The sequence below is a fragment of the Rhodococcus sp. ZPP genome, from assembly GCF_017656075.1.
GTDB classification, from domain to species: domain Bacteria; phylum Actinomycetota; class Actinomycetes; order Mycobacteriales; family Mycobacteriaceae; genus Rhodococcus_F; species Rhodococcus_F oxybenzonivorans.
This window is the reverse complement of the sequence record NZ_CP058638.1, coordinates 2144033-2155498: the sequence shown is the minus strand read 5'-3', so window position 1 is coordinate 2155498 and position 11466 is coordinate 2144033. Positions and strand designations below refer to the sequence as shown.

The window sequence follows — 11466 nt, the reverse complement described above, 5'->3', positions numbered from 1 at the left end:
ATATGCAGACATGACTTCCGAAACGTCCATGCCCAGCGCAGATGACCTGCTTGTGCTGTTGGCGGTGGGACGCACCGGCCGCTTCAACACCGCGGCCGACGACCTCGGTGTAAATCACACCACCATCTCCCGGCGCATCACAAACCTCGAGAAAACCCTCGGCGGTCGCGTACTCGTGAAGGCCGCCGGCGGATGGGAACTCACCGAACTGGGACAGCAGGCCCTGACCGCGGCCGAGCGGGTAGAAGCCGCTGTGCACGGCCTCGTCGCCGAGCCAGGCGGTGGTGACGGCCTCAAAGGCGTGGTGCGAGTGTCGGCGACCGACGGGTTCAGTGCGTACATCGCAGCACCCGCGGGCGCGTTGATTCGCCGCCGGCACCCCGAGGTGTCCGTAGAGATCGTCGCCGTCACGCGCCGGGCCTCCCAGCACCGTTCGGGTCTCGACATCGAGGTGGTCGTGGGCAAACCGCAGGTGCACCGCGCCGAGGCCGTCTGGCTGGCCGATTACACCCTCGGTCTGTATGCGTCGCGGTCGTATCTCGTGCGGAAGGGCACTCCGCGGACCGTCGTCGAACTCACCGACCATTCCCTGGTGTACTTCATCGACTCGATGCTGCAGGTCGACGAACTGGACCTCGCGCGCCGGCTCACCGTATCGATGCGGGAGTCGGTGACCTCGACCAACGTGTTCGTCCACGTGGAGGCCACCCGCGCCGCCGCGGGGATCGGGCTGTTGCCGTGCTTCATGGCCGATCGTCACGACGACCTCGTTCGCGTGCTGCCCGGACAGGTGGAGGCGACGCTCGCGTACTGGCTCGTCGCACGTCCCGAATCGCTCCGCAGACCCGAGGTGGCTGCAGTCGTGGCTGCCGTCCGCGAGACGGTCGAGTCCCAACGGGACGCGTTGGCCGGGCGTTGACGGCGTCACGCTAGCGTCGAGGGGTGCGCTCCGAATCTCAGCGATCCGACATTCAGACCTTCCACGTGATGGACGTGTGGAAGGCCGCCGCCGAGCGCGAACGGACCCACGGGGACGTGCTGACTCTCGCAGCAGGTCAGCCTTCGACCCCGGCGCCGAAGCCCGTGCTGAGCGCCACCCGGCAGGTCCTCGACGGACACCTGCTCGGCTACACCGAGACGTTCGGGATCCTGGGACTCCGCGACGCGATTGCGGAGTACCACTCCACCAAATCCGGTATCGACGTCGACGCCGAGGACGTGGTGGTGACCACGGGGTCCTCCGGAGCCTTCACGTTGCTGTTCCTCGCCGCTTTCGATGCGGGCGACACCGTGGTCGTCGCTCGCCCGGGTTACCCGGCGTACCGCAATACCCTCGCCGCCCTCGGTTGCCACGTCGTCGAACTCGATTGCGGTGCCGACACCCGGTTCCAGCCGACGGTCGCGATGCTCGAGGCGCTCCCCGAACCCCCGGCCGGTCTGATCGTCGCGAGTCCCGCCAACCCCACCGGAACCGTGATCGATCCCGAAGAATTGGCGGGTCTCGCTCGGTGGTGCGACGACCACGGCACCCTCCTGATATCCGACGAGATCTACCACGGCATCGGATACGGCGGGCAGACGATGGCGAGCGCCTGGGAGACGTCGCGGGAATCCGTCGTCGTCGGGTCGGTGTCCAAGTACTTCTCGATGACGGGCTGGCGGCTGGGGTGGATGCTGGTACCCGCCGGGCTGAGGGGCGCCCTGCAGCGCCTGGCGTCGAACATGACAGTGTGCCCACCGGCGATTTCGCAGTACGCGGCGATCGCGGCGTTCACACCGGAGTCGCGGGCCGAACTCGATTCGCACGTCCAGCGTTACGCCGTGAACCGCGAACTGCTCCTCACGGGGCTACCGGAACTGGGTATCACCGAGCTGGCGCCCGCGGACGGTGCGTTCTACGTGTACGCCGACATCGGTCACCTTCTCGGTGGGGCCCATGGTGACACGTCGACGCAGTGGTGCTCGCGACTGCTGCAGGACACGGGTCTGGCACTGGCACCCGGCATCGACTTCGACACCGTCCACGGGAACAGGACCATCCGTCTCTCGTTCGCCGGGTCCACCGCGGAAGTGCGGGAAGCGCTGATCCGCTTGCGGCGCTGGCTCTAGCGATCGACCGAAGTCGGCCTACACTATGACCAGGATTACAGTGTTGCGGCGCACGCGGGCAAAAGGCGAAACCATGAGCGAAATCAGCAACCCAGACCCTTCCACTCCTGGTGGACTCCGCATAGGAACCTTGGAGCGGGAGCAGGCCGCAACGGCACTCGCCGCACACTTTGCGGCCGGCCGCCTCGACACCGACGAGTTCGATTCCCGGGTCCGTCAGGCGTACCTCGCCAAGACCGCAGCCGACCTCGCACCTCTGTTCGCGGATCTTCCGGGCGAACAGCGCTTCGGGACCGAAGTCGAGTACGAGCCGGAGCCGAGCCGCCGGGATCCGGGACGCGAGGCCGCGGCCCTGCGCACGCTGCTGTTCGTGATCGCGGTGCTCGCCGCGGTCCTGTGGGTCTTCGTTGTCCGCGTGCCGCCTCTCGTCTTCCTTCCGATCATCTGGCTCGTCCTCGCACGGCATCACCTCGGTCGCCGTTCGTGCCGAGCCTGGTGACTTCGCCCGGCGCAAACTTCGCGGTCTGTAGCCCAATCCGCTCTGGTGCGGCACCCCCGGCTGGCAGGATGAATTGGTGTCGACAGCGGCAACTCCCAAGGGCGAACGGCGCCGACAGGCGCTTGTCGACGCTGCCGCCGACCTGCTTCTGGAGGGCGGCTTCGAAGCGGTGCGGCACCGGTCGGTGGCCGCGCGCGCGAACCTTCCGCTGGCATCGACCACCTACTATTTCGCGTCGCTCGAAGAGCTGATCGCGAAGGCCGTCGAGTGCAACGGTGAACGCGACCTCACCGTCATGCGGGCGCGGGTAGAGGACGTCACCCACCGTCGTCGCGGTCGCGAGTCCACCGTCGACCTTCTCGTGGAACTACTCGTCGGGCCGGTACTGATCACCGACGACAGTCGCGAACGCTTGATCTGCCGGTACGAGCGGCTCACCGCGTGCGCGCGGCGACCCGAACTACGCGAGGTTCAGCTGCGGTTGCGAGCACAGCTCGACGACATCCTCACCGAGGCCCTGCGTCGTTCCGACCGTGACGTGCGGCAAGGACAACTGCGTCGCCTGGTCGCCACCGTGGACGGCGCCGTGGTGACTGCCCTCGGCGAGCACGACCCCGACCTTCGTGGGCTCGCCCGGGCCATGCTGCTCGACGTCGTCGACCTCGTCGCGCCGGCGCTGGACCGGCCGGACCACGTTCACCTCTAGCGCCGCCGTAAACTGAAGTCTCGTGACCCGCATCCCGAACGTCCTCGCCAACCGTTACGCCAGCCCTGAACTCGTCGAGTTGTGGTCGCCCGAGCACAAGATCGTGCTCGAACGCCAGCTGTGGCTCGCGGTGCTGCGTGCCCAGGCGGAACTCGGGATCGACGTGCCGGCCGAGGCGCTCGCCGACTACGAGCGGGTCATCGATCAGGTGGACCTCGACTCCATCGCCGCCCGCGAACGGGTCACCCGGCACGACGTGAAGGCCCGCATCGAGGAATTCAACGCACTCGCCGGTCACGAGCAGGTACACAAGGGTCTCACCAGCCGCGACCTCACCGAGAACGTCGAACAGCTGCAGATCCTGCGGTCTCTCGAGCACGTGTACGCACACGGTGTCGCGGTGGCCGCACGGCTGTCCGAGCGTGCCGCCGAGTACAGCGGCCTCGTCATGGCCGGCCGTTCGCACAACGTGGCGGCGCAGGCCACCACCCTCGGCAAGCGCTTCGCCTCCGCCGCCGACGAACTGCTCGTCGCCCTCACCCGGCTACGGGAACTGATCGACCGTTACCCGCTGCGCGGAATCAAGGGTCCGATGGGCACCGCGCAGGACATGCTCGACCTTCTCGACGGCGACGCCGCCAAACTCGACACCCTCGAGCGGAAGGTGGCCCAGCACCTCGGTTTCGCTCACGTCTTCACCAGTGTCGGGCAGGTCTACCCGCGCTCGCTCGACCACGACGTGCTGTCCACGCTGGTCCAGGTCGCCGCCGGGCCGTCCTCCTTCGCCCACACCATCCGCCTGATGGCCGGGCACGAACTGGTCACCGAGGGCTTCCAACCCGGCCAGGTCGGGTCCTCCGCGATGCCGCACAAGATGAACACCCGCTCCTGCGAACGTGTCAACGGACTGCAGGTCGTCCTCCGCGGCTACGCGTCGATGGCCGCAGAACTCGCAGGCGCCCAATGGAACGAAGGCGACGTGTTCTGCTCCGTGGTGCGCCGGGTCGCCCTGCCGGACGCATTCTTCGCCATCGACGGACTGATCGAAACGTTCCTCACCGTGCTCGCCGAATTCGGCGCCTACCCGGCCGTGATCGAGAAGGAACTCACCCGGTACCTGCCGTTCCTCGCCACCACCAAGGTCCTCATGGCGCTCGTGCGGGCCGGTGTGGGCCGCGAAACCGCGCACGAGGTCATCAAGGAACACGCCGTCGCCGTCGCACTGGCCATGCGCGAGCAGGGCAAGGAACCCGACCTCCTCGACCGGCTCGCCGCCGACGACCGGCTGCCCCTCGACCGGGCAGCCCTCGACGAGGCGCTCGCCGACAAGAAGGCGTTCATCGGCGCGGCCGAAGCTCAGGTGGCCGCAGTGGTGACCGAGGTACAGAAGCTCGTCGATGCCAACCCCAAGGCGGCTGCCTACCAGCCGTCCCCGATCCTGTAGGCGGCTTCGCCGCCCGTGAGTGGTTAACGAGTGCAGGGACTCGTCAACCACTCACAAGCACCGGAGGTGCCTACCCCATGAACTGCACTTTCTGCGAAATTGTCGCCGGTCGCGCCGAAGCCAGCGTCGTATACGACAACGACGAGGTGATGGCGTTCATGGACATCCGGCCGTGGACCCCCGGACACCTGCTGGTGGTTCCCAAGCGGCACGCGACCGGACTGTCCGACCTCGACCCCGCCGATGGTGCCGCAGTGTTCACCGCGGGACAGCGGATCGCAACCACGTTGCGGCACGGGTCGTTACGCGCCCATGGCGTCAACCTCTTCCTGGCCGACGGAATCGCCGCCGGTCAGGAGGTGTTCCATGTTCACCTCCACGTCGTTCCCCGCACGAACGGTGACGGATTCGGGTTGCGCGGAATGCCGACGTCGCCCAGCCGGATGGCGCTGGAGCAAACTGCCGGCGTCATCCGATCGTCGCTTACCTGACCTGTGCCGAGTCGAACCGGACTTCGCCGGCGACCCCGTTCGGATCGAAGCGGCGTTCGGTGATGTCGTAAGTGCCGTCCGAGCGGACACGGAGGACGGTCGACGCCCGGGTGCCGTACTCGCCGTAGTGGATGAAACGCGACGACAGTGCCCGTTCGAGGTCCGGCCCGACCCCGGTGTCGGGCAGCGACTCCCACGGTGCCGGCTCGCTCTGGGCGAGGACGGCGAAATACGCCTCGAGGTCGGCGTCCGGCTTACCGTCGTCGGCGGCGAGGGCGGCGAGGGCGGCGCCGAACGCGCGGGTGCCCTCGGTGACCTTCGGCCATGGGGTGTCGAGTTCGGCGTTGGACAACCCGTGGATGCCGGGTTCGACACGCTGCCGGCGGCCGTGCGGCCGGTTGGTGGACCACCACAGTTCCTCCCGGTCGGCGACGAGCAGGTTGAAGCTGCCGTACGCACTGCCGGTTGCGGCGACGCTGTCGGCATGAAAGGCCGCCGAGTCCTCGGAGAGGAGGAAATCGACGGGCAGCCGCCCGCGGGACAACGCCCCGGCCGCAGGGGACCCATCGCGGACGTTGGTCACGGCCGCGAACCGTAATCCGTCACTGATTCCCATCCAGGTGCCGCCCGCGAGGAGGTCCCGGCCGGCGACGAAACCCTCGTCCCAGCGGTGCAGCGGCTCGGTGGGGCGGGCGTAGAACTCGTCGCGGTTGGCTGCCACGACCAAGGGAAGGTCGGGGTGGGTATGCCACGCGAACAGGACCAGACACATGCTTCCGACAGTAGTGTGCGCTGGACCCCGAAGTATTTCGACAGCACCTGCCATCGCGAAGCGAGGCACTACGACAGCGCAGACTACGGTGTCGCGAGCGTCTTCTCCAGGGCTCGGCGCAGTTCGGACTTGCTGATCTTGCCAACGCCTGTGACCGGGAAGTGTTCGACGAACATCACCTTGTCGGGGACCTTGTACTCGGCGAGGCCGCGGCCGCGCACGAATTTCTTGAGTTCTCCTTGCGTCGGTTGTTCGCCGAGGACGACGACGAAGGCGCAGGTGCGTTCGCCGAGGTAGGGATCGGGCATCGACACCACTGCGACGTCGGCGACGCGGGGATGTGCCAGAAGATGGTTCTCTACCTCCTCTGCGGCTACTTTCTCGCCACCGCGGTTGATTTGGTCCTTGGCCCGGCCCTCGACGACGAGGTATCCGTCGTCGGTGAGGCGAACGATGTCACCGGTGCGGTAGAAACCGTCCTCGGTGAACGCCGTCGAATTGTGTTCGGGTGCGCGGTAATAACCGCGAATGGTGTACGGGCCGCGGGTGAGCAGGTGACCGGAGGTGCCGACGGCAACGGGTACGTCGTGCTCGTCGACGACGAGCACCTCGTCGTCGGGGCTGATCGGCCTGCCCTGCGTGGAGACGAGGATGCTCTCCGGGTCGTCGAGTCTCGTGTAGTTGACGAGGCCCTCCGCCATACCGAACACCTGCTGCACTGTGCATCCCAGTTCGGGCCGCACCCGCTTGGCCGCCTCGGCACTGAATTTTGCGCCGCCGACCTGTATCACCTCGAGACTCGACAGGTCACGTTCGGTGCGGGCGGCGGCCGCCAACCATGCCAGTGCCAGCGGTGGGACGAGCGACACCATGGTGATGCCTTCACGCTCGATGAGGGCGAAGGCAGTGTCGGGACTGGGATCCGGTGCCAGCACTACGCGACCGCCTGCGTGCAGGACACCGAGGATGCCGGGCGAGCTCATCGGAAAGTTATGCGCAGCAGGCAGAACAACGAGCATGCGGGTGTGCTCGTCGACGCCACAGACGCGAGCCGATTCGCGCACCGAGTAGAGGTAGTCGGCGTGCGTGCGAGGAATCAGTTTCGACACCCCGGTGGTGCCACCCGACAGTTGCAGGAAGGCCACCGACTCCGCGTCGACCGGCGACTCGACGGTGATCGGCATCGAGCCCCGCAGATCGTCGAGCGCAACGAATTCCTGCGCGTCTCCGGCGACGATCACCGTCGGCGGCTGTTCCGAAGACGACACCACCTGGCGGGCCAGTGCGCGGTAATCGAAACCGGAGTGCCGGTCGGTGACGATGTATGCGGCCGCGTCGGTGAAACTGCAGAAGTAGGAGACCTCGTGCTCGCGGTGCGCGGGCAAGGCGAACACGGGCAACGCGCCGAGGCGAAAGAGCGCGAAGACCACTTCCACGTACTCGACGATGTTCGGTAACTGCACGACGACCCGATCACCGGGGTGGATGCCCGACTCGAGAAGTCCGGCCGCCAATCGACCGGCGCGGTCGGTGAGTTGGCGGTAGGTGAGGCTCGTATCGCCTCCGGTGGCGTCCGGCCCCACCACCGCAACGGCATCCTCGAACTCCGCTGCGCGTGCGCCGAGAAACTGCTGGAACGTCTCGTCCGTCCAGTAACCGGCCTGCCGATACCGTTCGGCGAAGGAGGCGGGATATCCGGTGGTGTCGGAGAGGGGCGCGCGCAGGCTCGTGGTCATCGAAAGTCCTTCCGCAACTTGCTGTTCGGTCTCACGCCCGGAGGGTGGCGCCGCCGTCGACGTACAGGGCCTGCATGGTGATGTGCCGCGCGCGATCGGAGAGCAGGAATTCGACGGAATCGGCGATGTCAGCGGCGTCCGCGATCCGGCCCAGGGGGATGCCGACCTTGAACGATGCGAGATCGCCGTCGATCGCGGCGCGGGCCCCCTCGTCGTCGGCGGGGTCGGACCACAGCGACCGCTGCATGGCGGTGTCGGTCGAACCCGGTGCCACGATGTTGGCGCGGATCCCGTACTCGGCCAACTCGAGTCCGAGGACCCGGACGATCATCGCGACTGCGGCCTTGGATGCGCCGTACGCGCCCATTCCTGTGCGCGGCACGCCGGCAGCATTGGAGCCCACCACGACAATCGAACCCTTTCTGCGCTGGCGCATTTCGATTCCGACGGCCCTCAGCACGTTGACCAGTCCGGTGACATTGACGTCGAAGACGCGTTGCCAGCTCGCGGGATCGGCGTCGAGTATCGAACCGGTTTCGAGTATTCCGGCGACGTGCGCGAGTGCGGTGACGGGGCCGTGCCGGTCCTCGATGTGTCGTACGGATTCTGTGACGGCGTCGGAGTTGCGGATGTCGACGACCTCGGTGTCGAGCGGCGACCGGTCCAGGAGGGCGGCAGTGCTGCGCAACCCGTCGCCGTCGCGGTCGAGCAGCGCCAGGCGATGACCTCGCCGGGACAGAGTGACGGCGGTGGCCTGCCCGATACCGTGTGCCGCGCCGACGACGAGGGTGACTCCGTCGCTCACAACTCCACTCCCAAACCGGCCAGGATCGTCCCCAATTTCGTTGTCGTCTCGGCGAGTTCGTCGTGAGGGTCGGATGCGGCGACGATGCCACCGCCCGCGTGCGCGACGATCGTGGTGCCGCGGGCGTCGATCTCGGCGCACCGGATGCCGACCATCCATTCGCCGTCCCCGTCGGAGTCGGTCCAGCCCACCGCTCCGGCGTAGAAGCCGCGGTCGCCCTCGAGTTCGGCGATCAGCCGGCGTGCGGCGTCGGTGGGAGTGCCACAGACGGCGGGTGTCGGGTGCACCGCTACGGCGAGGTCGAGGGCTGTGACCGAGCGGTCTCGCAACCGACCCGAGACGGGTGTGCCCAGGTGCCAGAGGTGGGGGGTGCGGGTGAGGGACGGACTGTCGGGGATGTCGAGTTCAGTGCACAGCGGTGCGAGGCTCGCCCGGAGCGCGTCGACGACCAGCGCGTGTTCACGCAGATTCTTCTCGGACGCGGCGAGACCTTCACCTGTCCGACGATCCGACTCGGGGTCGCTGCGGCGCGGCGCAGAACCGGCCAGGGGGTGGCAGCTCACCGCGTCTCCTCGGCGCCGGATCAGCACCTCGGGACTCGAACCGACGAGGTGCTTTCCCGACCAGGCGTCTCCAGCCGCGCCCAGAGCGACGCTGAAACCGTTGCCGCCCTGGTCGTGTGCGACCAGTCGGGCGAGCAATGCATGGGGGTGCAGACGTTCGTCCGCGTGCAGTGTGAGTGACCGGGCGAGGACCACCTTCTCCAGAGTGTTGTCCGGCGAATGCAATTCGCGTAGCGCGGCTTCCACCCGGGCGACGTGCTCGGCCTCCATGGGGGCCGCTGGTCCGATCCGGATGCGCGGGAGCTCGCGGTATTCGCCGTTCCAGCTCCCGGATTCGTGTTTCAGCGACTGCGGCGTGACGAGTGCGGACGGGTGTTCGGGGTCGAAGGGGAGCGCGCCGACTATCGCGGTCGCGCGGCCGTCGCGCAGCGCCTCGGCTGCCGCGACGGTGGAGTCGTACTGCGCGCGGGTTCCCACGGCAACGACCGTGCCGTGGGGGCGGGAAAGGATGAACGGTGTGCTCGACGGTGAATCCGCTCCGATGTCGGCGGATTCGGCGACTGCCGTCGATTCCATGTGTGATCCCCTCTCGATAACCGGCGAACTCACGTCAGACTATATGGTTAGCCTAACCTTTGGTTCGGTGCCGATTTCGATGCTGGTCAACGTCACCCGCACGCGGCGGGGAGGGCAGGCTTTCGCAACGGGGGCCCGACGCGACCGTCATTCGCCGGCCGGCGGCGCGGTACTCGGCGCAGGCGCAGCGGCGGATTTCTTCGGCATCGCCACGGCAGCGAGCACGAGAATCACGGCGGCGCCGAGGGCGGCTACGAAGACCAGGTGCAGGGCTTCGGCGAGATCGGCGCGGGCGGGGTCCTCGGTGCCGCCGAGGCGGGCGTTGACGAGGGCTCCGAAGAGGGCGACCCCGACGGCGCTGCCGATAGACCGGGCGAACATGTTGGTGGACGTGACGACACCGCGCTCCGACCAGTCGACGCTGGCCTGCGCGGCGATGAGGGTGGGGCTGGCGACGAGGCCCATCCCGCCGCCGATGACGAAGCAGCAGAGCGCCACCTGCCACACCGCCGACTCGATGGACAGGATGGTCGTGAGGGCGGTACCCGCGACGACCAGCAAACTGCCCGCCGTGGCCGTGACCCGGAATCCGAAGCGCAGGTACACACGCCCGGACAGCGACGCGGCGATCGGCCAGCCGATGGTCAGGGTGGCCAGTGCGAACCCGGCCACCAACGCGCCCGTCCCGAGCACACCCTGGGCAAAGGTCGGCACATACGTGGTGAGGCCCAGGACGATGGCGCCGACCAGAAGCGAGACGACGCTACTCGCGGCGAGGACTCGTCGCGTCAACACCCACAGCGGGAGGATGGGTTCCGCGGCTCGCCGTTCCACCAGGACGAAGACGAACAGGAACACGCCGCCGGCGGCGAAGATGCCCAGACTGACCGGCGAACTCCACGCCCAGGCCTGGCCGCCTTCGAGCAGGCCCAGAATGAGGAGCGTTGCGCCCACGGCGAGCAGTCCGGCCCCCGTGTAGTCGATGGACCGGCGGGTCCGCGCCCGCTTCTCGTCGAAGTTGCGGATCAGCATCACCGCGGCCAGGAGGCAGAGCGGAATGTTGACGAAGAAGATCCAGCGCCACGACAGATACTCGGAGAACACGCCGCCCAGCGTCGGTCCGACCACCGCCGACATTCCCCACACGCTCGCGAGGTAACCCTGCGCTTTCGCACGTTCGGCGAGCGTGTAGATGTCGCCGGCGATGGTCATGCTCATCGGCTGGACCGCGCCTGCCCCAAGACCCTGCACGGCGCGGAAGGCGATGAGTGCCGGCATGCTCCAGGCAAGCCCGCAGAGGACCGACCCGAGCGCGAAGAGGCCGATCCCCAGAAGCATGACCGGTTTCCGGCCGAAGATGTCGGCGAGTTTGCCGTAGATCGGCACGGACACCGCCTGGGTGAGTAGATAGATGGAGAAGAGCCAGGGGAACTGGGTGAATCCACCGAGATCGCCGACGATGGTGAAGACCGCGGTGGAGATGATGGTGGCGTCGAGGGCAACCAGGGATGTCGTGAGCATCAGCGCTACGAGTACCGGACCGCGCTCCGACCGGAACCCCACATCGACGGGCGCTGTGTCGGTTGTCATTGCTCACCTGATTCGTACCTGGGATCACATCGTGTCGTAACCCACGGTAACGACATGGCTCAGGAGGGTGTTCCGCGCGGTCGGCTCAGGGGCCCGACCTCACGGTAGAGCGCAACGATCGACCCCGGAACGCTGTGAGCGCCGCAAGGTCAGCGCCCGGTCTGTCCGGCAGGAC

General features: G+C 67.5%; 11 protein-coding genes. 6 read left to right on the top strand and 5 right to left on the bottom strand.

Annotation, left to right across the window (positions count from 1 at the left end; genetic code table 11):
• The first annotated feature begins 10 nt into the window (after nt 1-10).
• From HYG77_RS10245 to HYG77_RS10220, 6 genes are all read left to right on the top strand, one after another.
• Nucleotides 11-919, top strand: coding sequence for a LysR family transcriptional regulator (locus tag HYG77_RS10245; protein WP_208962586.1), 909 nt, complete (start codon nt 11-13; stop codon nt 917-919).
• A 23-nt stretch (nt 920-942) separates the two neighbouring features.
• Nucleotides 943-2109, top strand: a complete 1167-nt coding sequence (locus HYG77_RS10240) for a pyridoxal phosphate-dependent aminotransferase (RefSeq protein WP_208962585.1) — start codon at nt 943-945, stop codon at nt 2107-2109.
• Between the two features lie 73 nt (nt 2110-2182).
• A complete protein-coding gene (locus HYG77_RS10235; RefSeq protein WP_109327125.1) occupies nt 2183-2608 on the top strand; it encodes a DUF1707 domain-containing protein in 426 nt (141 codons plus the stop codon).
• Between the two features lie 76 nt (nt 2609-2684).
• Nucleotides 2685-3314: a TetR family transcriptional regulator gene (locus HYG77_RS10230; protein ID WP_208962584.1), complete on the top strand. Its 630-nt coding sequence runs from the start codon at nt 2685-2687 to the stop codon at nt 3312-3314.
• A 22-nt stretch (nt 3315-3336) separates the two neighbouring features.
• Complete coding sequence (purB, locus tag HYG77_RS10225; protein WP_208962583.1) at nt 3337-4758, top strand: adenylosuccinate lyase; 1422 nt, start codon at nt 3337-3339, stop codon at nt 4756-4758.
• 77 nt (nt 4759-4835) lie between these two features.
• Nucleotides 4836-5249 carry an HIT domain-containing protein gene (locus HYG77_RS10220; protein WP_109327128.1) on the top strand — a complete coding sequence of 138 codons (414 nt, stop codon included), beginning with the start codon at nt 4836-4838 and terminating at the stop codon, nt 5247-5249.
• Here the strand turns inward: HYG77_RS10220 and HYG77_RS10215 are convergent.
• The 5 genes from HYG77_RS10215 to HYG77_RS10195 form a co-directional block, all read right to left on the bottom strand.
• The gene (locus tag HYG77_RS10215) at nt 5242-6021 is read right to left on the bottom strand and encodes an NRDE family protein (RefSeq protein WP_208962582.1); all 780 of its coding nucleotides are present in this window, start codon (nt 6019-6021) and stop codon (nt 5242-5244) included. The two genes, HYG77_RS10220 and HYG77_RS10215, sit on opposite strands and share 8 nt — an antisense overlap.
• A gap of 83 nt (nt 6022-6104) precedes the next feature.
• The gene (locus tag HYG77_RS10210; protein ID WP_208962581.1) at nt 6105-7757 is read right to left on the bottom strand and encodes a (2,3-dihydroxybenzoyl)adenylate synthase; all 1653 of its coding nucleotides are present in this window, start codon (nt 7755-7757) and stop codon (nt 6105-6107) included.
• Nucleotides 7758-7788: 31 nt separating this feature from the next.
• Nucleotides 7789-8562, bottom strand: a complete 774-nt coding sequence (locus tag HYG77_RS10205; RefSeq protein WP_208962580.1) for an SDR family oxidoreductase — start codon at nt 8560-8562, stop codon at nt 7789-7791.
• A complete protein-coding gene (locus HYG77_RS10200; RefSeq protein ID WP_208962579.1) occupies nt 8559-9701 on the bottom strand; it encodes an isochorismate synthase in 1143 nt (380 codons plus the stop codon). Before HYG77_RS10200 ends, HYG77_RS10205 begins: the two co-directional genes overlap by 4 nt.
• A 147-nt stretch (nt 9702-9848) precedes the next feature.
• A complete protein-coding gene (locus tag HYG77_RS10195; RefSeq protein ID WP_109327134.1) occupies nt 9849-11291 on the bottom strand; it encodes an MDR family MFS transporter in 1443 nt (480 codons plus the stop codon).
• Nucleotides 11292-11466 lie beyond the last annotated feature (175 nt).

What these genes read in the sequence shown, in the direction of transcription:
- HYG77_RS10195 (WP_109327134.1), bottom strand. Translation starts at nt 11,291, where the DNA reads ATGACAACCGACACAGCGCCCGTCGATGTGGGGTTCCGGTCGGAGCGC.
- HYG77_RS10215 (WP_208962582.1), bottom strand. Translation starts at nt 6,021, where the DNA reads ATGTGTCTGGTCCTGTTCGCGTGGCATACCCACCCCGACCTTCCCTTG.
- HYG77_RS10220 (WP_109327128.1), top strand. Translation starts at nt 4,836, where the DNA reads ATGAACTGCACTTTCTGCGAAATTGTCGCCGGTCGCGCCGAAGCCAGC.
- HYG77_RS10200 (WP_208962579.1), bottom strand. Translation starts at nt 9,701, where the DNA reads ATGGAATCGACGGCAGTCGCCGAATCCGCCGACATCGGAGCGGATTCA.
- HYG77_RS10235 (WP_109327125.1), top strand. Translation starts at nt 2,183, where the DNA reads ATGAGCGAAATCAGCAACCCAGACCCTTCCACTCCTGGTGGACTCCGC.
- HYG77_RS10245 (WP_208962586.1), top strand. Translation starts at nt 11, where the DNA reads ATGACTTCCGAAACGTCCATGCCCAGCGCAGATGACCTGCTTGTGCTG.
- HYG77_RS10210 (WP_208962581.1), bottom strand. Translation starts at nt 7,757, where the DNA reads ATGACCACGAGCCTGCGCGCGCCCCTCTCCGACACCACCGGATATCCC.